This is a genomic window from Candidatus Pelagibacter sp. Uisw_113 (assembly GCF_047717815.1).
Classification (GTDB): domain Bacteria; phylum Pseudomonadota; class Alphaproteobacteria; order Pelagibacterales; family Pelagibacteraceae; genus Pelagibacter.
Map to the genome: position 1 here is coordinate 365,247 of NZ_CP159809.1, position 21,093 is coordinate 386,339.

A 21,093-nucleotide genomic window follows, 5' to 3' on the forward strand; every position below is an offset into this window, starting at 1 on the left:
AGATGTCAAAAAAAGATGTAGGGAATAAAATCCCTATTTACAAATTGAAAACTACCAAAGAAGTAATGAATTTTTATGATGAGTGGGGTGATAAAGATAAATATAATAAAGACATGGTTGATTGGGATTATTCAGGTCCAAAAGAAACAGTAAACACTTTTAAAAAATATGCTCAAAACAAAGACATATTAATTTTTGATGCAGGTTGTGGTACAGGTTTAGTTGGAAAAGAATTAAGAAAATTTGGATATAAAAATTTTTATGGAGCAGATTTATCTAAAACCTTATTAGATACGATACCAAAAGATTTATATAAAAAGCTATATAAAGTAGATCTAAATCAACCAATTAAAGTGGAAGATAATTTTTATGATGCAGTTATGTGTGTTGGAACCTTTACATATGCACATGTTAAACCCACTGCTTTAGATGAATTTGTAAGGATTACAAAAAATAAAGGTTTAATTTGTTTTACGATTAATGAAGGAATTTATGAAGAATATGGATTTGATAAAAAAATAATAGAATTAAAAGATAATAAGAAATGGAAAGAAATAGAATTTTTTAAATCTAATTATATAGCAAGCAAAAATGTTAATGCTTGGCTTGGTCTATTTGAGGTTAAAAAATAACTTAATATTTATCTTCTTTTGTTATATAAATATTTTTTTTAACCTATATGTGCAGAAAAAAATAATACTATGAAAAAAATATTAATTATGGGTTTACCTGGCTCAGGTAAAACAACACTAGCATCAAAATTAGTTCCTTTAATAAATGCAAAATGGCTTAATGCAGACGAAGTTAGAAAAGCTGCTAATGATTGGGATTTTTCAGAAGAAGGAAGAAAAATACAAGCGAAAAGAATGGCAGATATGGCAGAAAAACATAAAAAAGAAGGCTACCATGTGGTCGCTGACTTTGTTTGCCCCACACTTGCTGCCAGAGAATTATTTAATGCAGACTATATTGTTTGGGTTGATACAATAAAAGAAGGAAGGTTTGCTGATACAAATGCCATGTTTATAAAACCAGAAAAATATGATTATCATGTAACAACACAGGATGCTGAAGGTTGGGCGCCTAAAATAGCAAAGGAAATATAGTTATGTCTTATAAATGGGATAATAAAAAACCAACAGCACAAATGCTTGGTAGATGGCAACCATTTCATGATGGTCACTATGTTTTATTTCAAGAAATTATTAAAAAAACTGGTCAAGTTTGTATTCAAATAAGAGATGTTCAAGGTGTTGAAGATAATCCATTTGATTTTGACACAGTTAAAAAGAATATTGAAGAAAAATTAAACCCAGAATTTGAAGGAAGGTTTAAAGTAATGATGGTTCCTAATATTACTAATATTTGTTACGGAAGAGGGGTTGGTTACAAAATAGAAGAAGTTGTTTTGTCAGAGGAAATTCAACAAATCTCTGCAACAAAAATTAGAGCTAAAATGAGAGAAGATGGCAAACTTAAGTAATATTAAAGTTAAACTTTTAAATAAAGATATTGCTTCAATCATCATTAATGAGCCAAAAACATACAATGCACTTTCATTTAAAAATTTAGAAGATTTAATTAAAGCCTTTAAAAAATTAGATGAAGACAAAAATATTAAGGTAATAATTATTGAAGGGTCTGGAAAAGGTTTTAGTGCAGGTCATAATTTAAAAGAAGTAAGTGGATTAAAGAAAAGAGAAAAATATCAAAAACTTTTTAATCTTTGCTCAAAATTAATGCTTCAAATAGTTGAAGGAAAAAAACCAGTTATAGCAAAAGTTCATGGGGCAGCATTTGCTGCGGGATGTCAATTAGTTGCGAGTTGTGATCTTGCTTACAGTGCTAATGATGCAATATTTGCGACACCAGGAGTAAATATAGGCTTATTTTGTAGCACACCTATGGTTGCAGTTAGTAGAAAAGTTAATAGAAAAAGAATGATGCAGATGCTGTTAACTGGCGAACCCATTAAAGCAAATTATGCAAAAGAAATTGGATTAATTAATAATCATTTTTCTAAATCAAAATTAAACAATGAAGTATTAAAAGTTGCCAAAACTATTGCTTCAAAATCAAGTTTTACAATTAAAATTGGCAAACAAACTTTTTATAATCAATTAGAAATGCCATTAAGAAAAGCTTATGCTTATACAAGTAAAATGATGACTAAAAATATGATGGCAATGGATGCAAAAGAAGGAATATCTGCATTTTTACAAAAAAGAAAACCTAAGTGGAAACATAAGTAGTGAACGACAAAATAAAAGAAATTCTTTCAAAATATAAAACAATTGCAATGGTGGGTGTTAGTAAGGACGACAAAAAACCTTCAACTATTGTTATGAAATATATGCAGAAGTATGGCTTTAAAGTTATTCCAGTTAATCCAAGTGCAAAAGGACAAAAGATATTAGGAGAAGAAGTTTATGAAAAACTTGAAGATATCAAAATACCAATAGATATTGTGGATGTGTTTAGACCTTCAGCAGAAGCACTTAAGTTTGCAAAGGGTGGTATTAAAATTGGTGCTAAAGTTCTTTGGCTACAACTAGGAATAAGAAGTGTAGAAGCTAAAAAGTTAGTAGAAAGTAAGAGTATTGAATACATAGAAAATAGATGCACTAAAATGGAATATCAAAAGCTTTTTTTAAATATAAATCCAGCTTTTCCTGTCTTACAAAATTAAATGAATATAATAAATTTTACTCCTTTGCCTGCGTTTCTAGGGGGTGCATTAATTGGTTTGGCTGTAGTTCTATTCTTTGTCTTTAACGGTCGATTAATTGGAATAAGTGGAATTGCTAGTAATTTTTTAACTTCTAAAAGTAATAGATTTGATAATTTTTTATTTATAGTGGGGTTAATAATTGGCCCTATTTTATATAAATTTTTTACATCTCAAGAAATTAATATTTTAATTTCAAATTCATTTTTTTTATTATCAGTAGCAGGTTTATTGGTTGGTGTTGGTACGAGAATTGGCGGGGGCTGTACTAGTGGTCATGGAATTAGTGGAATTGGCAGATTTTCCATAAGGTCAATTATTGCAACAATAACCTTCATGATTGTTGGAATTTTAACTGTTTTGGTAAAAAGCTTAGTATGAGTAAAATTATATCTTTAGTTTGTGGGATAATATTTGGAATTGGTCTTACTATTTCAGAAATGATTGATCCTGCTAAAGTTTTAGGTTTCTTAAATATTTTTGGAGATTGGGACCCATCATTAGCATTTGTGATGACCGGAGCCCTAATTATATCTTCTCCATTTTTTCACTTATTTAAAAATAATAAAAAACCTATTTTTACTAAAAGCTTTAATTACACAACTAATAAAGAGATAAATAAAAAGTTAATTATTGGCTCTTCACTTTTTGGAGCAGGATGGGGTTTGGCAGGTTTATGTCCTGGACCTGCGATAGCATCTTTAGCTTTATTAAATATTAATTCAGCTATCTTTGTAGTTGCAATGTTTGCTGGTTTTTATTTAGCTAAATTGTCAGAACCGACTACCCATGCTCGATGATAAAAATCATCTATATTTTTTTGAATTAAACCTTTGGCAATTTGGGTAGCTTCTTGCTCTTCAAAAGGGCCATGTTTTTTTTCAGTATTCTTTAATATTGTTTCAATCTCGTTAGGGTTGGTATGCTCACCTTCAATTACATAAAAATTTTTCATGGCTTTCTTATAGAACTAGTTTAAAAATACACAAATGAAAAAAATATTTCTTTTATACGGTCATTATAACGAAAAATCTTTTAACGCTGCTATTAGAGACGCATTCATAAAAACGGTTGAAGCAAACGGTCATTCAGTTGATTGTGTAGACCTATATAAGGAAAAATTTAACCCTGTTTTTGCAGGTGAACAAGCTGGTGAAGATGTTTTAGATCATCGTAGACGAATTGAGAAGTGTGATACCATTGTTCTAATTGCACCTATTTGGAACTTTAGAATGCCAGCAATTGTGGAGGGATGGATAGATAAAGTTTTGTCACCACCTTGGGCATTTACATTTAAAAAATTAGTTGGAAATTATGGTTATCCAATGGGAAATTTAAAAGATAAAAAAGCTATAATTTTTTGTACTTATGGATCTCCAAGGCTCGCTATTACAACCTTCTTCTTAAACTTACCTATAAGAAGATTAAAAAGAGGGGTATTTCACATGTGTGGCATTTATAATATTGTTTATAGAAGATACTTTGCTGTACCGTTTGTCAGTGATAAAAAAAGAGAACAATTTTTGGAAGACGTCAGAACAACTGCACAAAATATATAAATTAATTTTAATTACTTTATTTTTTACATCTCCATCATTTGCTGAATTAGTTAAGCCTAATAATGGGATTGAACCTTATCAAGTTGTCAAAATCCAATTAAGAAGTTTAAAGCAGAATGATAATCCAAAAAAAGATAATGGAATTGAGCAGACTTGGGAATTTGCACACCCAAATAATCAAAAAAATACAGGTCCTTTAGATCGATTTAAAACGATGATAAAAGGAAAATCTTATGTGATGCTTCTTAATCACTTGGACCATAAGGTTGTTAAGATAAAATCTGATGATTTTACTGCTCTTTTTGAAGTAACAGTTCTTGATAGAGATAAGGTCTACTATAAATTTAAGTGGGCAGTTGAAAAATATATAAAAAATGGTCCCCTCAAGGACTGCTGGCTGACCACAATGGTCTCCGCACCAATGCCTCTTGGATCTTCAGTTTAAGCTAAAAACTAAACGATTTTTGTTTCGTTAATAATAAAAAAATAGTAGGAATCGGACTAATGAAATCTAAAGCTAAAGTTGTTGTAGTTGGTGGTGGTGTAGTAGGAGTTAGTGCACTTTATCACTTAGCAAAAAAAGGTTTATCAGATGTTGTTCTTGTCGAGAGAAAAGAATTAACTTCAGGATCAACTTGGCACGCAGCAGGTCTGCTTCCATTATTTAATATGAGTTATTCAGTTGGACAGCTTCATAAGTATGCGGTTGATCTTTATAAAAAATTAGAAGAAGAGACAGGACAAAATGTTGGCTTCAGTGTTGTCTCAAACATTCGTTTAGCAAGCACTAAAGATAGAATGGATGAGTACCACCAATATGCAGGAGTGGCACAAACTATAGGTGTTGATGTAAAATTTTTAACTCCAGATCAGGTAAAAGAAATTTGGCCTTTATGTCGTACGGATGATTTACTTGGCGCAATACAACACCCTGAAGATGGATATATTCAACCTGCTGATTTAACTCAAGCAATGGCTACAGGTGCTAGAAATATGGGTGCTGAGATTTATAGAAATACAGCTGTAGTTGGAATTAAACAAACTAAAGATGGATGGGTTGTTGAAACTGACAAAGGAGCTATTGAATGTGAACATGTAATTTCTTGTTCAGGAAACTTTGCAAGACAAACTGGAAAAATGGTTGGTTTAGATATTCCTGCTATACCTGTTGAGCACCAATATATTGTAACAGAAGCACACCCAGATATTTTAAAAAGAAAAAAAGAAGGCTTACCAGAGATGGGAGTTTTAAGAGATAGTGATAGTAGATGGTACATGAGAGAAGAAGCAGGTGGTTTAATTTTAGGACCCTATGAAGATGGTGCTCCAGCTTGTTATGTAGATGGACCATCAAAAGATTCTGAGTATGAATTATTTCAAGAAGATTTAGATAGACTTGCTCCACACATAGAAGGTGCAATTCATCGAGTTCCAGCTTTTGGAGAAGTCGGTGTTAAAAAAGTTTATAACGGTGCAATTTGTTACACACCTGATGGAAACCCAATTGTAGGACCGGCGTGGGGACTTAAAAATTTCTGGATTAATGAAGGACATAGTTTTGGTATTACTGCTGCAGGTGGTGCTGGATGGCAACTTGCTGAATGGATTGTAGATGGAGAACCAACGGTTGATATGCTTGGCGTTGACCCAAGAAGATTTGGTGATTATGCAACAAAATCTTATTTAAAAGAAAAAAACGAAGAAGCTTATAATCATGTATTTAAAGTTCATTACCCAGATGAAGAAAGAGGTGCTGCTAGAGAATTAAGAACATCACCTTGTTACGATAGAATGAAAGCATTAGGTGCAGTATTTGGGCAAAAATTTGGTTGGGAGAGACCTAATTTCTTTGCAACAGATGGAATGGAGCAAAAAGATGATTGGTCTTTTAGAAGATCCAAGTGGTTTGAGGCAATAAAAAAAGAATGTAAAAATGTAAAAGAAAATGTGGGTCTTTTAGACATGACTGCATTTGCAAAATGTAGAATTAAAGGTCCTGGGGCTGAAGAGTTTTTAGATTATTTAGTAGCAAACAAACTTCCAAAAAAAATAGGAAGAATTGGTTTATGTCATGCCCTTAATACTAAAGGAGGAGTACATTCTGAATTTACAATAATGAGAGAAGCTCCAGATAGTTTCTATTTAGTTTCTGCAGGAGCAAACCAAAGATTAGACCATGATTGGATTCAAAAATGGATGCCAAATGATGGGACAGTTCAATTTGAAAATCTAACTAATAGTATGGGTGTGCTAGTTGTGTCTGGTCCAAAGGCTAGAGAATTAATGACAAGAGTTTCCAGTGATGATTTTTCTAGTGAAAACTTTAAATGGTTAAGTGCTAAAAATGTAAATGTTGGAAATGCACCAGTGAATGCTATGAGAGTAAACTTTGTTGGTGAATTGGGTTGGGAGCTTCATCATCCAATTGAATACCAAAACCATATATTTGACAAATTGATGGAAGCAGGCAAAGATTTAGGTCTTAAGCCTTATGGAATTAGAGCAATGAATAGTTTAAGACTTGAAAAATCTTATAAACTTGTTGGGACAGAATTATCAATTGAATATTCACCTTACGAATCTGGACTAGATAGATTTATACATCCTAATAAAGGAAACTTTATTGGTTTAGAAGCACTTAATAAGTGGAGAGAAAAAGGTTTTAAAAATAAACTGGTTACTATGGAAATTCACAATGTTGAAGATGCGGATGTATTGGGAAATAATCCAATTTATGAAAACAACAAAGTTGTTGGACGTGCAACAGGAGGAGATTTTGGATTTAGACTAGGTAAATCGATTGCATTAGGAATGGTGAACCCAGATGTTGCGACAACTGGTCAAAAATTGAAAATTGATATTTTAGGAAAAATGTACGATGCTACTATACTGGATGAGAGTCCTTACGATCCAGAAAATAATTTATTGAGAGCATAATGAAAATATTAGTCGCTGTTAAAAGAGTAATTGATTACAACGTTCAAGTCAGAGTTAAAGAGGATGGAACTGGTGTTGTTACTGATAATGTAAAAATGTCGAGCAATCCACCCGATGATAATGCGATTGAGGAAGCTGTAAAAATTAAAGAAGCAGGTAAGGCAACTGAAATTATTGCAATTACAGTTGGTGAGGAAAAATCACAAGAAACTGTTAGAAAAGCTTTAGCAGTCGGTGCTGATAGAGGAATTTTAATCAAAACAGAGGGAATTGTTGAGCCATTAGCCGTAGCAAAAGTGCTGCAAAAAATTGTTGAAAAAGAAAAACCAGACCTAGTTTTTATGGGTAAACAAGCAATTGATGATGACTGTAATCAAACAGGCCAAATGTTAAGTGCTTTATTGAATTGGCCTCAAGCAACATTTGCATCAAAGATTGAAATAAAAGACAGAACTTTAGAAGTAACAAGAGAAATTGATGAAGGATTAGAAACAATTGAAGTTAATCTACCAGCTATTGTGACATGTGATTTAAGATTAAATGAGCCACGTTATGCTTCACTACCAAATATTATGAAAGCTAAAAAAAAACCCATAGAGGTATTTATAGCTGCAGACCTAGGGGTTGATATAACACCTAGGGTTCAACAAATTAAAGTAGAAGAACCACCTAAAAGAAAAGCAGGAATTAAAGTTGCAAGTGTTGCTGAATTAGTTAGCAAACTTAAAAATGAGGCAAAGGTAATATAATGTCAGTTTTATTAATAGCAGAGCATAATAATAAAGAAGTAAGACCTTTTACATTAAACGCAATTACTGCAGCATCACAAATGGATGGAGATGTACATGTTTTATTAATTGGAAATAATTGTGGAGATGTTGCTAAATCATTATCTGAAATGCCAGCTGTTAAAAAAGTATTACATGCTGAAGCTGCCCATTATGAAAACTACTTAGCAGAAAACTTTGCACCGCTAGTTGTTAAAGTTTCAGAAAATTATTCCCATATTGTTAGTTCCGCAAATACATTTGGTAAAAATTTGATGCCAAGAATAGCAGCAAATTTAGATATATCTCAAGTAAGTGATATTACTAAAGTGATATCAGCTGATACATTCATAAGACCTATTTATGCGGGTAATGCATTCGCTACAGTAAAAAGTACAGACGAAAAAAAATGTATAACAATTAGACCAACATCTTTTGAGCCTTGTGAAACTTCTGGTGGGTCTGCTCCAATAGAAAAAATTGAAGCTACTGAAGAGTTTACGTTATCAAAATTTATTAAAAGAGAAGAGGTTAAGTCAGACAGACCTGAGCTTGGAACTGCTAGAGTTGTAGTTTCTGGTGGAAGAGGAATGCAAAATGGAGAAAATTTTAAATTAATAACTGATATTGCGGATAAATTAAATGCAGCAATTGGAGCATCACGTGCAGCAGTTGATGCGGGATATATTAGTAACGAACATCAAGTTGGTCAAACTGGTAAAGTTGTTGTGCCTGATTTGTATATTGCAGTTGGAATTTCAGGAGCAATTCAGCATTTAGCTGGAATGAAAGAAAGTAAAATTATTGTTGCTATAAATAAAGATGGTGAAGCGCCAATATTTAGTGTCGCAGATTATGGTCTGGAAGCAGACTTATTTGAGGCGTTACCTCAATTCTTAGAAGAATTGAATAAATTAAATAGTATACAAAAATAATCAGTACTGTAAAAATTCAAGATATGCCTAGAGAAGCAATGGATTATGATGTGGTAATCGTTGGGGGTGGTCCTTCAGGACTATCTACGGCAATTAAACTTAAGCAATTTGATCCAGAATTAAATGTGTGTTTACTTGAAAAAGCTTCAGAGATTGGTGCGCATATTCTAAGTGGTAATGTTTTTGAAACTAGAGCTTTAGATGAGTTATTACCAAACTGGAAAGAACTTAATTCACCAATAAAAACTAAGGTTTCTAAAGAAAAATTCTTATTTTTAGGAAAATCAAAATCATTAAGCTGGCCAACATGGCTACTTCCATCAGTTCAACAAAATCATAATAATTACATAATCAGTTTAGCAAACTTATGTAGATGGCTAGCAGAACAGGCAGAAGCTCTAGGTGTTGAAATATTTCCAGGCTTTCCTGCAAGTGAAATTTTATACAATAATGATGGATCAGTTAAGGGAGTTGCAACTCAAGACATGGGAGTTGATAAAAATGGAAATAAAAAAGATGGCTTTGAACCAGGCATAGAACTTTTAGGAAAAGTTACTGTATTTGCTGAAGGATGCAGGGGACATCTTGGAAAACAATTAATAGAAAAATATAATTTATCAGAAGATAAAGATCCTCAACAATATGGAATTGGATTTAAAGAAATTTGGGAAATTAGTGAACAAAATCATGAAGAAGGAATGGTAATGCATACGGCAGGTTGGCCACTAGATAGCAATACTTATGGTGGAAGTTTTATTTACCACGCAGAAAACAAGCAAGTTTTTTTAGGTTATGTAATTGGTCTTGATTATAAAAACCCACATCTTTCACCGTTTGATGAATTTCAAAGATTTAAAACTCATCCTGCAATTAAAAAGATAATTAAAGGTGGAAAACGTATTTCTTATGGTGCACGTGCTCTAATTGAAGGTGGACTTCAGAGTTTACCAAAAATGTTTATGCCTGGTGCTTTATTAATCGGTTGTGATGCAGGAACTTTAAATATGCCTAAGATTAAAGGATCACACACTGCAATGAAAAGTGGAATGATTGCTGCTGAAACTATAAATGAACATTTAAAAGAAAAAAAAGATTTATCAATTTATGAAGATAAATTTAAAAAAAGTTGGGTTTATGAAGAACTGCATACTGCTCGAAATGTTAAACCAAGTTTTAGCTGGGGTTTAATTCTTGGAATAATATTTACTGGAATTGATCAAATATTATTTAGAGGAAAATTACCTTTTACCTTAAGACACAAACATGCTGACCACGAAACATTAAAACCAGCAAATGAAATGCCAAAAAATGATTACCCTAAACCAGATAATGTAATTACATTTGATAAAACAAGCTCTGTTTATTTAACTGGAACTAATCATACCGACAATCAACCAGTACATTTACAACTAAAGGATCCAAATTTACCGATAAATTATACTTTAGAAAAATTTGATGAGCCTGCACAAAGATATTGTCCTGCAGGCGTTTATGAAGTTCAAAATGAAAATGGTGTAAATAAATTTGTCATAAATTCACAAAACTGTATTCATTGCAAAACTTGTGATATTAAAGAACCTTCTCAAAATATTACGTGGGTTACCCCTGAAGGAAGTGGCGGACCTAAGTACGGAAATATGTAATTTTCGTTGTGCTCTTACTTACGATTTTAGAAGAGCACAACGAAAAATATCTTTTTTAAAAAGATAAAATTAACCCAACAACGAAAATAAGAGAGAGTGTTAGTCCTACAAAAACTAGGTTTGTTAGAGTTTCTTTTTCTTTAACTTTTCTAGCTCTATTTAAGAGAATATTTATATCAACTCGACCTGATAATGAAACTTCCTCACTCTTTTCAGGGGTCGCCAGAGAAGGAAGGTTATCAACCCGTGTATTAATTATTTTTTCTGCACTCATGTGTGTAACTAATCATTGTGAAGTAGATCAAGCAATTAAAGAATAGTTCATTATGGGCTAAGTTGTTTACTTTGATGTTCATTTTGGGTTATAATTATAGAAAATTATATGCTTAAAACCTTTCCCAAAGTATCAAAACAAATTTTTAGTAGGGATATTCTTAGCACAATAAATAAAAATTACACTTCCATTCAGCCTATTTGGTTACCAATACAAATGCACTGGATGAATAATCTTTATAGAACTTTTCATGATTATGAAAAGTTCATGATTATCATGTATTTAATGACCAAAACATTTGAATATTATTCAAAAAATTTTGTAAAATTAAATTATGATGAGTTTTTTAGTCAATATGAAGTTGAAGTAGAAACACTTAATATAATGGAAATATCTAAAAAACTTAACATACCAAAAGAGACAACTAGAAGAAAAATTAATGAATTACAAGAATTAGGAGCAATTAAAAAAATAAATAAAAAAATTATAATTGATAGAGGTACTTGGCCAAATATAAAACCTGAAGAAACAATGAAAAATATGTCATATTTTTTATCAGCTCTGACAAAAATAATAGTTAATGAGGGATTTATGATAGAGGTAATTAGCTCAGAGCAGTTAATAAGAACAGTTAAAAATAATTTTTCATTCGTTTGGAAACTTTACTACGATATGCAATTGCCAATGCTATTAACATTTAAAAAAATGCATGGTGATTTAGAAACCTTTCATGTTCACGGCACTTGCTTAACTAATCATGTATTAAATGCTAAAAAAAATGATAATAGTCAAATGAGCAAAGAATTATATTTAGATAAGTATTTTTTTGGTAAAAAACAAGAATTTTTAGGCATTAATGCAATGTCAATTTCAGATATTACGGGCATACCAAGAGCTACAGTTATTAGAAAATTAAATAAATTGATTAAAGAAAAATTTTTAACAATTGATAGTAAAAAACATTATTCAACTAATAGAACAGCTCATCAAAAAACATTAATAAAAGTTCAAAATAATACTTTTAATAATCTATCTAAATTTGCTGAACGTATTTTTAATTTGAGTTTAATAGAAAAAAATAATTAAAATCTAAGTATTTTTTTTAACAATAAATACAAAAACTATCGAAGTTATCATCATTATTAAAGCATAAGCAGCTGTTGGTAAAATGAAAACAGTTATACTTTCTCCAAATATCTGTGTTCCAACAAAAAGTGCTAATGTTCCATTTTGAAGTCCGCACTCTATTGCAATACATCTTTGTTGTGCAACTCCGGATGCAAAGTATTTTGCAATATAAAACCCTAAAATCATCATTGTTAAGTTTAAGATTAAAACAATCAAACCTGCATTCACAATATAAGAAATAATATTATCCCATTCTTGTATATAAATAGCAGCAAACACCAATATGAATAATATAACTGAAATTTTTTGAATTAAAGAAGCTTGATTATCAACAAAATTTTTAGCAAAATGCCTAATTATCATTCCAATTATTACTGGAACGGTAACAACAAGAAACATTTTTAAAGCAATATTAGTAATTGATATTTCTTTAATAACACTTATTTCAAAAAAATTAATAGACGCAAACATTATAAATGGAACAGAAATAATACTAATCAAACTAACAACTGCAGTTAGTGATATTGAAAGTGCAACGTCACCATCAGCAAATTTAGTAATTACATTTGATGTAACACCACCGGGAGCACATGCAATTAGCATCAGCCCAACAGCAAGTTCTGCAGGTAAGTTAAGTATTAATGCTATACATAGTGCAACAATTGGTAGCAAAACTAACTGAGAAATAAAACCAACTAAAAAATCTTTTGGAATTTTAACTACTCTTATAAAATCTTGAATAGTCAAACTCAATCCAAGCCCCAACATTATAAGAGCCAAAGCTAATGGGGCTATTTTTGTGGCTATTTCCATTGGTAAAACTTATTAGTTCATTTTAGGTTTATCAAGTAAATGATTTAAAACTTATAATTATCTAAGATAAATCAATAGCATTCTTTTTTAAAACTTCCATAGAAACAAGCTTTAAAGTTTTTTCATGTGTTCTTTTTAAATAAACAGGACAAGGTTTCCCAGCATCAGCAGCTCTTGCATACCAACTAGCACAAACACACCAACCATCTCCAGCTTTTAGTCCTGGAAACCCAAACTCAGGATGAGGGGTTATTAAATCGTTGCCAGCTTCTTTACACCATTCTAAAAATTCTGTTGTAACTTTTGCACAAACTGTGTGAACACCGTGATCATTTTCATCAGTACTACAACAACCATCTCTATGCCATCCAGTTAAAGGATCGTTAGAACATTCCTCTAGATCTTCACCTAGAACATTTTTTTGATTATCACTCATTATATTTTTGTAGGATTTGGTTGGCCTTTGTAAACAACTTCAGGGTCAAAAGATTTTTCTTTTTCTTCAAATTTCATTTCAACTTCTCTACCATTTTCAATTGGACCAAGTGGAATGGATCTATAAAAACATGATCGATAACCTACGTGACAGCTTGAACCATCACCAATATCAACAGTTAACCAAACTGAATCTTGATCATCATCAATTCTTATCTCTAAAACTTTTTGAGTGAAGCCACTAGTTTTGCCTTTATGCCAAATTTGCTGTCTAGATCTACTAAAGTAATGAGCTTCTTTAGTTTCTATAGTTTTTTTAAAAGCCTCAACATTCATATAGCCATGCATAAGAATATCTCTAGTTTTTGAACACATAGTGATGACTGGAATTAACCCGTCATTATCAAATTTTGGTGAAAGAAGTTTACCTTCTTCAATTTCGACTATATTTTCTCTTTTTCTAAACATAATTAGGTAATTATGTAGCATATTAGCAAATATAATAAATATTTTAAAAACAAGGATTTACTGTATAAACTTGCCTTATGAAATTAGTTGAAGAGACAGATAGCAAGATTTTAGATACCAAAAAAGTTTCTGATAAAGAAGCGGAAGAGGCTTTTAAAACTATTTTAACTTGGATGGGTGAAGATCCTAGTAGAGAAGGATTATTAGAAACTCCAAAAAGAGTTGTTAAAGCATACAAAGAATATTTTGCTGGTTATAGTAAAGATCCTAATAAAATTTTAGATAAAACTTTTGGAGATGTCGAAGGGTATGATGACATGGTTGTACAAAAGAATGTCTCTGTACAAAGTCATTGCGAACATCATATGGCTCCAATTATTGGAATTGCACATGTTGCATACATTCCAAACGAAAGAGTTGTGGGATTAAGTAAACTTGCTAGAGTTGTTGAAGTTTTTTCAAAAAGATTACAAACTCAAGAAAGACTTACAATGCAAATTGCTAAAACAATAATGGAATCTTTAGATGCAAAAGGTGTAGCAGTAACAATCGACTCAACCCATCAATGTATGACTATGAGAGGTATTAAAAAAGAAACTGCAACAACAGTTACAAATTATTTCTTAGGACAATTTAAAGAAGACCTTAGTATTCAAAATAGATATTTAAGATTTATTAGTAAGTAACTTTCCCAGGAAGGAGATCAATGTCAGATAATTTTAAAGCACTAGTTATTAATCAAGAGGGTGAAAATTTTACACGAGAAGTAAAATCAATAGATAAATCATTTTTAAAACATGGCGATGTACTCGTTAAAGTAGATTATTCGGACTTAAACTATAAAGATGGAATGATTTTGAAAAATGGTGGTCGTCTTGTTAAAGAATTTCCACATATTCCAGGCATAGATTTTTCTGGTACTGTTCTTGAAAGTGAAAATCAAAAATTTAAAACTGGTGATGAAATAATTTTAACTGGATGGAGAGTTGGAGAAGCTTTTTTTGGTGGATACTCTCAGATAGCAAAAGTTAATGCCGATTTTTTAGTTAAGAGACCCTCAAACCTAACTAGCAAACAGGCTATGATGCTAGGAACAGCTGGCTTTACATCTTTAATGAGTGCTTTTGCTATTCAAGCTAGAGAAGAAATTTTATTAGGCGATAAAGTAAATGATGTATTGGTTACTGGAGCTACTGGTGGAGTGGGAAGTGTAGCGGTAATGGCTCTTACTAAATTAGGATACAATGTAACAGCTGTTACAGGAAAAGATTCTAAAACAGATTATTTAAAATCGTTAGGAGCAAAAAATGTTGTTAATAGAGCTGATTTTGACAAAGATCCAAGACCTATTGATAAAGGATTGTGGGATGGTGTTGTTGATACAGTAGGAGGTAAAATTTTAGCTAATGCAATAGCTCAAACTAGATCAAATGGAATTATAGCTGTTTGTGGTAATGCAAATAGTAATGAACTAAATACAAATTTATTGCCATTCATGCTAAGGGGAATTAAAGTTTGGGGAATGGACTCAGCAAATTGTAGCATTAAAAGAAGAGAATTTATTTGGGCAGAAGCAGCAAAGCTTGTTGATTTTGAAGTTCTTGAAAAATCAATCTTAACTGTAAGTTTAGATGAATTGCTAGAAACATATCCAAAAATTTTAAAGGGTGAAATTTCAGGAAGAGTTTTGGTAGATTTAAATAAATAGATGGATTGGGATAAATTAAAAATATTCCACGCAGTTGCAGAAGCAGGTAGTTTTACTAACGCAACAATAAACTTAAATTTAAGTCAATCTGCAATAAGCAGACAAATTCAATCATTAGAACTGGATCTTAAAGTGCAACTCTTTGAAAGACACGCAAGAGGTCTTACTTTAACTGAAAATGGTGAATATTTATTTAAAACAGCTCACGATGTAATCAGCAAACTAAAAGAAGTTGAATCTACACTGGGAGATCAAAAAAATAAACCAACAGGTAAATTAACAATTACAACTGTTAGAAGTTTTGGTACTCACTGGTTAACACCTCGTATCCAAGAGTTTATGACTTTAAACCCTGAAATAGAAATTGAATTAATTTTTGATGATAAGGAGTTAGATTTAAGTACTAGACAAGCAGATATAGGTATTTTCATGAGAAGACCTAAGCAGCTTAATTATATCCAAAAAAAATTAGTAGATATTAAATATTATATTTATGGATCTAATAAATATTTAGAAAAATATGGAATGCCCAAAACAATCTCAGACCTAAATAAACATAAATTTATTTCTTTTGGTAAAGGGGCACCATCTCCCGTCTACGATCCAGATTGGGCTTTAAAACTTGGAATTAAAGATTCTAAAAAAAGAAAACCAGTAATGAAAGTTAATAGTGTTATGGGTTTACTTTTAGCTGTTGAAGCTGGCGTAGGTCTAGCGGCGCTTCCTGAATATTTAGTTTCAAATTCAAACAATGTAATAAAAGTACTTCCTAATTCAGAAGGGCCCATAACAGAGGCTCACTTTGTTTACCCTCAATCACTTAAGAATACTGCAAGAATTACTGCTTTTAGGAACTTTTTGTTTAGTAAAATTGGTGATTGGAAGTCTTAGTTAATTAGAATTATCATTAACATAAACTGAAACACCTCTAGAATTAATATCTACATCAAATTTTTTATGTAAAGGTGGAAAAGCTCTTTGTGGACAATCCAATCTATCACAAGTTCTGCAAGATACACCGATAGGGATTTCAGTCGTTTTGTCACTAACATTAATATTTTCAGTGTACACAAAGTCTTTTGCGTATTTTGCATCACAACCAAGACCAATTGATAATATACTTTTTGATTGACCAAAACGTCCTACACCTTTTTCAACTGTTCTTGCAATACAAACATATTTTTCACCATTGGTCATTTTACTAACAGCTGCTTGAATTACACCGGGTCTTGTAAATGCTGAATAAACATTCCATCTAGGACATGCACCGCCATATCTTGGTATATCAATTCCTGATAATGAAAATCTTTTTGAGATATTTCCTGCCATGTCAACTCTTAGCATGTGAAAAGGAATTCCAGGTAATTTTGGATCTTGTAAGCATGTTACACGGTGAGCAACTTGCTCAAAAGAAGTTGCAAATGTATTTTGTAATAACTCTAAATCATATTTTAATTTTTTACATTCAGCATGAAAAGGTTTGTAGGGCATTAAAATTGCTGCACCACAATAATTTAATAAAGCAACCTTAGTCAATTTTTTTGATTCTTCTGAAGGAAAAGAAAATTTAGATAGATAATTATCAATATCTTTCATTGCACCTTCTTGTGCAATCTGAGCTGCTGCATGAAGTTTTTTTGTTTCCAAAGAACTATAATCACTTAATAGAAGTTCTTTTTTATTTTTATTATAGATTTTAGAAAAAGGCTTTCCTTCTTCTGGTAAAATATCTTTAACTGTAATTGAATATTCTTTATTTAAATATTCACATAAGGCAATATATCGAGTTCTATTATTTTTTTGAATTTTATCAAAAACTTTATTTGCAAACTCTTCTAATTTTGGAAAATAGTTTTTATGTTCTTGAAGGAAGTCAGATATTACCTCTCCTGGAAAAGAGTTTTTCCTATTATCAACTATCTTACCTGATATTTTTTCAATTTTATTAATTAGTTCGTGATCTTTCTTTTTAAGAATATCTCCCAATCTCACAAGAGCTCTACCTATTTTTGGGTTTGTTCCAACAAGGTCTTTAACTTCAGGACCAAGAATATCCAGGTCTTCAAATAATTTATCATCTAGAATTTCTGAAATAGTATTTTCTAAGTTAACGTCTGATTTTGATGTTAAGTCTGAGAGTTGGATATTTAATTTTTCACAAACCTTAAGTAATAAATCTCCATCTATTTTTCTTTTTCCACTTTCAATTAAGTTTAAATAACTCGGAGAAATACCTAGTTCTTCTGAAAGTTTGTTAGCTTGCAGTCCTAACTGTCTTCTAAAAGCCTTTATTTTAGGACCAATTTTTAAATTAATTTGACTCATAAGCTTTATTTGTAAATTTTGTAAATTTAAATTTACAATAAGTTTCTATGTTTTACAAGGTTTTTAACGATTTAATTAGATTTTGTAAATTTAGTAAATTATAAAGTTTACATGAACGATAAAAACATAAATAAAAATCAAGAAAATCAAAGAGAAATTAACGAAAACAACAATCAGAATCAATTTAGTCAATCTGGTATTTACCTAAGAGACGATCATTGTGATTGGGGTTCTAGCGGGATGAATGAATTCACTCAAGAATTTAGTGAAAAAAAATAAGTCCTCTTACCGTTAATTTATACGTAATTTAATTTTCTTAATACATAATCTAGAAAGACCTACCTATGAGCTCAGAAGCTAAAGTTTCATACGATTTAAAAAGATTTTTAGGAATCAAAAAAGATTATACTCCAGAAGAAGTAGAACGATTAAGAGGTTCTATCAAAATTGAATATTCGATGTGTAAGCATCAATCTAAAAAATTATGGGATCTATTAAATTCAGAAAATTATATTAATACATTGGGTTCACTCTCTGGAAATCACGCTATTCAACATGCTAAAGCTGGATTAAAAGCAATTTATTTAAGTGGATGGCAAGTAGCAGCTGATGCAAACACTGCCGGTGAAATGTATCCTGATCAATCTTTATACCCATACGATAGTGCTCCAAAATTAGTTGAGTCGATGAACAATGCTTTAATAAGAGCAGATCAAATTCAGCATATGGAATTGTATGATGGTGACATGAAATCAAAAGATAGAACAGATTATATGCTACCAATTATTGCAGATGGTGAAGCAGGATTTGGTGGTCCATTAAATGTTTTTGAATTAACAAAAAAATTCATTAAAGCAGGTGCGGCTGGAGTTCACTTTGAAGATCAATTAGCTAGTGAAAAAAAATGTGGTCATATGGGTGGAAAAGTTTTAGTTCCAACTGGTACAATGATTAAAAATTTAAAAGCTGCAAGACTTGCAGCTGATATTGCAGATGTACCTTTGATAATTTTAGCAAGAACAGATGCTAATGCAGCAAAGTTAATTACGAATGACTTTGATGAAAATGATAAACCATTCTTGACAGGAGAAAGATCTCCTGAAGGTTTTTATTATGTTAAACATGGAATTGAGCAGGCTATCTCAAGAGGTTTAGCCTACGCACCTTATTCAGATTTAATCTGGTGTGAAACTGCGACACCGAATCTTGAGGAAGCAAAAAAGTTTGCAGATGCAATTCATGAAAAGTTTCCTGGTAAATTATTAGCTTACAACTGTTCTCCCTCGTTCAATTGGAAGAAGCATTTATCAGATGCAGAGATTTCAACATTCCAACAAAAGATAAGTGAGATGGGTTATAAATTTCAGTTTATTACACTTGCTGGATTTCACACTCAAAATATTGCAATTTTTGAACTTGCGGAAAAATATAAAACAGAAGGAATGACTGCTTATTCTAAAATCCAAGAGCTTGAGTTCGCTAGAGAGAAGGATGGTTACACAAGCGTTAAACACCAAAGAGAAGTTGGAACATCTTATTTTGATGCAGTTTCAAATACTATAAGTAGTGGAAAAAGCTCTACAACAGCTATGGTAGGCTCTACAGAATCTGAACAGTTTTAATTAGTCTTTACTTAAACTTTAAATATGTTCTAATATTTAAATGGTCTTAAGTGGAATACTTTTAATCATTTTCTATATTTCTCATCGATATATTGTTGCTTGGATTATCTATTACAATAATAGTGATAAAAGATTTGGTAATTCTATTTGGCGTTGGACTTATGATTATAAGGTTATTGGTGAAAGAGATATTTCAGATCTTGATGATAAGCCCTTTGTAAGAAAAAGAAGAATTAGAAATCGGACTATTACCTTAATGTATTGTAATTTTTTTACAGGTTTTGTTATCTCCCTTTCTTTTGTAAGTAATTTGCTTATCCTGATATTATCTTAATTAAACCAGACAAACTGCGACATTAAATGCGATTGATAATCATTCGCAATGCTAATAATAAGCATTCTAATCTAATTAAATCAACAAAACGAAAGACAACAATGAAAAAACTTACAATTATTGCCTTTTTCATGGCTTTATTTGCAAACATGACATTTGCTGCTGAAGTTAATGTATTCAGTGCAAGACATTACGATTCAGATATTCAACTTTACGAAAAATTTACAGCTAAAACTGGAATTACAGTAAATGTTGTATCTGGTAAAGATAAAGCTCTTCAAAAACGAATAACTGAAGAAGGTACTGATTCAAAGGCTGACCTTTATATTACTGCTGACGCAGGAAGATTAGGTGCATTCGCTGCAAAAGGAATGTTCCAAAATTCTATGACTGCTACAATTAAAGCTGCAGTTCCAGCAAACTTTAGAACTTCTAAATGGACTGGAATAGCTAAGAGAGCAAGAATTATGTATTACTCACCTGAAAGAGTAAATGCAAATGAGCTTAACGGTATGACTTACGAAGGTCTTGCTGACCCAAAATGGAAAGGTAGAGTTGTTATAAGAAAATCTAACAATATCTATAACCAATCTCTTGTTGCATCATTAGTAAAAAATAATGGCAAAGCAGCAACTTGTTCTTGGGCAAAAGGTGTTGTGGCTAACATGGCTAGAGACTCTAAAGGAAATGATAGAGCTCAAATTTTAGCTGTAGCTGCGGGTGAAGCTGATCTAGCAGTAGCTAATACATACTACTATGCTTTGATGCTATCTGGAAAAAAAGGTGCTGAACAACAAGCAGCTGCTAAAAAAGTTTTACCTTTTTTCCCTAACCAAGGAGACAGAGGAACTCACATGAATATTAGTGGTGGCGGTGTTTTAAAAAGTGCTCCTAACGCTGATAATGCAAAAAAACTACTTGAGTTTTTATTAACTAAAGAAGCACAAGAACACATAGTTAATAATACATTTGAATATCCAATGATTGATGGTGTTGAGCCTCATGCATTAGTTAAACAAATGGGTCTTGGATACAATCAAGATTTAGAAACTAAAGTTGCTAATTATGGAAAACAACAAGCTACAGCACTTGAGTGTATGTTAGCTGCAAGTTGGAAGTAATAAGTTAGTGAAAAAGAATTTATTTAACATTGATTTAGATAAATCTTCTGACGTATATGGGTCGCAATCTCTGAAAGCTTGTGATCCATGTGCAGCAGAGTGTAAAAAAATCAATAGAAAAATAAATAATAGAAAATTATCAGATATTGAAGATAAAGAGGTTACACATATTCTCTCTCCTTTTAATACTTAATTTTCTTTTTAATGATTGTGCTCATAGCTTTACAAAAGGTATTTACCCTACCTAATTTAACTATGAGCACTAAAAAATTCAAATGCAAGTAATACAAATTAAC

At 31.3% G+C, this 21,093-nt stretch carries 28 protein-coding genes; 22 read left to right on the plus strand and 6 right to left on the minus strand.

Features of this window, described 5'->3' with window-relative positions:
• Window positions 1-2 precede the first annotated feature (2 nt).
• From ABXT39_RS01875 to ABXT39_RS01905, 7 genes are all read left to right on the plus strand, one after another.
• A complete protein-coding gene (locus tag ABXT39_RS01875) occupies window positions 3-632 on the plus strand; it encodes a class I SAM-dependent DNA methyltransferase (RefSeq protein ID WP_415295580.1) in 630 nt (209 codons plus the stop codon).
• 69 nt (window positions 633-701) lie between these two features.
• Window positions 702-1,106, plus strand: a complete 405-nt coding sequence (locus tag ABXT39_RS01880) for an AAA family ATPase (RefSeq protein ID WP_415295582.1) — start codon at window positions 702-704, stop codon at window positions 1,104-1,106.
• Window positions 1,107-1,108: 2 nt separating this feature from the next.
• On the plus strand, window positions 1,109-1,483 hold the full coding sequence (locus ABXT39_RS01885; RefSeq protein ID WP_415295584.1) for a cytidyltransferase: 375 nt from the start codon (window positions 1,109-1,111) through the stop codon (window positions 1,481-1,483).
• Window positions 1,467-2,252 carry an enoyl-CoA hydratase gene (locus tag ABXT39_RS01890; RefSeq protein WP_415295586.1) on the plus strand — a complete coding sequence of 262 codons (786 nt, stop codon included), beginning with the start codon at window positions 1,467-1,469 and terminating at the stop codon, window positions 2,250-2,252. Before ABXT39_RS01885 ends, ABXT39_RS01890 begins: the two co-directional genes overlap by 17 nt.
• Complete coding sequence (locus tag ABXT39_RS01895; RefSeq protein ID WP_415295588.1) at window positions 2,252-2,689, plus strand: CoA-binding protein; 438 nt, start codon at window positions 2,252-2,254, stop codon at window positions 2,687-2,689. Before ABXT39_RS01890 ends, ABXT39_RS01895 begins: the two co-directional genes overlap by 1 nt.
• On the plus strand, window positions 2,690-3,109 hold the full coding sequence (locus ABXT39_RS01900; RefSeq protein WP_415295590.1) for a YeeE/YedE family protein: 420 nt from the start codon (window positions 2,690-2,692) through the stop codon (window positions 3,107-3,109).
• Window positions 3,106-3,528 carry a DUF6691 family protein gene (locus ABXT39_RS01905; RefSeq protein ID WP_415295591.1) on the plus strand — a complete coding sequence of 141 codons (423 nt, stop codon included), beginning with the start codon at window positions 3,106-3,108 and terminating at the stop codon, window positions 3,526-3,528. The genes ABXT39_RS01900 and ABXT39_RS01905 overlap by 4 nt, the downstream gene beginning before the upstream one ends.
• Here ABXT39_RS01905 and ABXT39_RS01910 read toward each other — a convergent pair.
• On the minus strand, window positions 3,486-3,683 hold the full coding sequence (locus ABXT39_RS01910; protein WP_415285896.1) for a hypothetical protein: 198 nt from the start codon (window positions 3,681-3,683) through the stop codon (window positions 3,486-3,488). The two genes, ABXT39_RS01905 and ABXT39_RS01910, sit on opposite strands and share 43 nt — an antisense overlap.
• A gap of 34 nt (window positions 3,684-3,717) precedes the next feature.
• Here ABXT39_RS01910 and ABXT39_RS01915 point away from each other — a divergent pair, with 34 nt between their 5' ends.
• The 6 genes from ABXT39_RS01915 to ABXT39_RS01940 are packed head-to-tail and all read left to right on the plus strand — an operon-like array spanning window position 3,718 to window position 10,569.
• Window positions 3,718-4,287: an NAD(P)H-dependent oxidoreductase gene (locus ABXT39_RS01915; protein ID WP_415295592.1), complete on the plus strand. Its 570-nt coding sequence runs from the start codon at window positions 3,718-3,720 to the stop codon at window positions 4,285-4,287.
• On the plus strand, window positions 4,229-4,732 hold the full coding sequence (locus ABXT39_RS01920; protein ID WP_415295594.1) for a DUF4864 domain-containing protein: 504 nt from the start codon (window positions 4,229-4,231) through the stop codon (window positions 4,730-4,732). The genes ABXT39_RS01915 and ABXT39_RS01920 overlap by 59 nt, the downstream gene beginning before the upstream one ends.
• 59 nt (window positions 4,733-4,791) lie before the next feature.
• Entirely contained in the window at window positions 4,792-7,224 is a 2,433-nt protein-coding gene (locus ABXT39_RS01925; protein WP_415295598.1) for a GcvT family protein, read from the plus strand.
• Entirely contained in the window at window positions 7,224-7,973 is a 750-nt protein-coding gene (locus tag ABXT39_RS01930; protein WP_415295600.1) for an electron transfer flavoprotein subunit beta/FixA family protein, read from the plus strand. Before ABXT39_RS01925 ends, ABXT39_RS01930 begins: the two co-directional genes overlap by 1 nt.
• Window positions 7,973-8,926, plus strand: coding sequence for an electron transfer flavoprotein subunit alpha/FixB family protein (locus ABXT39_RS01935; protein ID WP_415295602.1), 954 nt, complete (start codon window positions 7,973-7,975; stop codon window positions 8,924-8,926). The genes ABXT39_RS01930 and ABXT39_RS01935 overlap by 1 nt, the downstream gene beginning before the upstream one ends.
• A 23-nt stretch (window positions 8,927-8,949) precedes the next feature.
• Window positions 8,950-10,569, plus strand: coding sequence for an electron transfer flavoprotein-ubiquinone oxidoreductase (locus ABXT39_RS01940; protein ID WP_415295603.1), 1,620 nt, complete (start codon window positions 8,950-8,952; stop codon window positions 10,567-10,569).
• 55 nt (window positions 10,570-10,624) lie between these two features.
• Here the strand turns inward: ABXT39_RS01940 and ABXT39_RS01945 are convergent, their stop codons facing one another.
• Window positions 10,625-10,843: a hypothetical protein gene (locus ABXT39_RS01945; protein ID WP_415295604.1), complete on the minus strand. Its 219-nt coding sequence runs from the start codon at window positions 10,841-10,843 to the stop codon at window positions 10,625-10,627.
• Between the two features lie 108 nt (window positions 10,844-10,951).
• Here ABXT39_RS01945 and ABXT39_RS01950 point away from each other — a divergent pair, with 108 nt between their 5' ends.
• On the plus strand, window positions 10,952-11,929 hold the full coding sequence (locus tag ABXT39_RS01950) for a hypothetical protein (RefSeq protein ID WP_415295605.1): 978 nt from the start codon (window positions 10,952-10,954) through the stop codon (window positions 11,927-11,929).
• 3 nt (window positions 11,930-11,932) lie between these two features.
• On the opposite strand, the gene ABXT39_RS01955 is transcribed toward ABXT39_RS01950, so the two are convergent.
• The 3 genes from ABXT39_RS01955 to hisI form a co-directional block, all read right to left on the minus strand.
• Entirely contained in the window at window positions 11,933-12,784 is an 852-nt protein-coding gene (locus ABXT39_RS01955; protein WP_415295606.1) for a bile acid:sodium symporter family protein, read from the minus strand.
• Window positions 12,785-12,845: 61 nt separating this feature from the next.
• Window positions 12,846-13,220: a DUF2237 family protein gene (locus ABXT39_RS01960; protein WP_011282250.1), complete on the minus strand. Its 375-nt coding sequence runs from the start codon at window positions 13,218-13,220 to the stop codon at window positions 12,846-12,848.
• On the minus strand, window positions 13,220-13,687 hold the full coding sequence (hisI, locus tag ABXT39_RS01965) for a phosphoribosyl-AMP cyclohydrolase (RefSeq protein ID WP_415295607.1): 468 nt from the start codon (window positions 13,685-13,687) through the stop codon (window positions 13,220-13,222). Before hisI ends, ABXT39_RS01960 begins: the two co-directional genes overlap by 1 nt.
• A gap of 77 nt (window positions 13,688-13,764) precedes the next feature.
• On the opposite strand from hisI, the gene folE reads away from it, so the two are divergent.
• The 3 genes from folE to ABXT39_RS01980 are packed head-to-tail and all read left to right on the plus strand — an operon-like array spanning window position 13,765 to window position 16,286.
• Window positions 13,765-14,373: a GTP cyclohydrolase I FolE gene (gene folE, locus ABXT39_RS01970; RefSeq protein ID WP_415285885.1), complete on the plus strand. Its 609-nt coding sequence runs from the start codon at window positions 13,765-13,767 to the stop codon at window positions 14,371-14,373.
• A 20-nt stretch (window positions 14,374-14,393) separates the two neighbouring features.
• On the plus strand, window positions 14,394-15,395 hold the full coding sequence (locus tag ABXT39_RS01975; protein ID WP_415295608.1) for an MDR family oxidoreductase: 1,002 nt from the start codon (window positions 14,394-14,396) through the stop codon (window positions 15,393-15,395).
• The gene (locus tag ABXT39_RS01980) at window positions 15,396-16,286 is read left to right on the plus strand and encodes a LysR family transcriptional regulator (protein WP_415289952.1); all 891 of its coding nucleotides are present in this window, start codon (window positions 15,396-15,398) and stop codon (window positions 16,284-16,286) included.
• Here ABXT39_RS01980 and ABXT39_RS01985 read toward each other — a convergent pair whose 3' ends face one another.
• Window positions 16,287-17,720: a helix-turn-helix domain-containing protein gene (locus ABXT39_RS01985; protein WP_415295609.1), complete on the minus strand. Its 1,434-nt coding sequence runs from the start codon at window positions 17,718-17,720 to the stop codon at window positions 16,287-16,289.
• A 111-nt stretch (window positions 17,721-17,831) separates the two neighbouring features.
• On the opposite strand from ABXT39_RS01985, the gene ABXT39_RS01990 reads away from it, so the two are divergent.
• The 5 genes from ABXT39_RS01990 (at window position 17,832) to ABXT39_RS02010 (ending at window position 20,990) form a co-directional block, all read left to right on the plus strand.
• A complete protein-coding gene (locus tag ABXT39_RS01990; protein WP_415277838.1) occupies window positions 17,832-17,999 on the plus strand; it encodes a hypothetical protein in 168 nt (55 codons plus the stop codon).
• Between the two features lie 65 nt (window positions 18,000-18,064).
• Complete coding sequence (gene aceA / locus ABXT39_RS01995) at window positions 18,065-19,342, plus strand: isocitrate lyase (RefSeq protein WP_415295610.1); 1,278 nt, start codon at window positions 18,065-18,067, stop codon at window positions 19,340-19,342.
• A gap of 40 nt (window positions 19,343-19,382) precedes the next feature.
• Window positions 19,383-19,676, plus strand: coding sequence for a hypothetical protein (locus ABXT39_RS02000; protein ID WP_415295611.1), 294 nt, complete (start codon window positions 19,383-19,385; stop codon window positions 19,674-19,676).
• 101 nt (window positions 19,677-19,777) lie between these two features.
• Window positions 19,778-20,797, plus strand: coding sequence for an extracellular solute-binding protein (locus tag ABXT39_RS02005; RefSeq protein WP_415295612.1), 1,020 nt, complete (start codon window positions 19,778-19,780; stop codon window positions 20,795-20,797).
• Between the two features lie 7 nt (window positions 20,798-20,804).
• Window positions 20,805-20,990: a hypothetical protein gene (locus ABXT39_RS02010; protein WP_415295613.1), complete on the plus strand. Its 186-nt coding sequence runs from the start codon at window positions 20,805-20,807 to the stop codon at window positions 20,988-20,990.
• The last annotated feature ends 103 nt before the right edge of the window (window positions 20,991-21,093 follow it).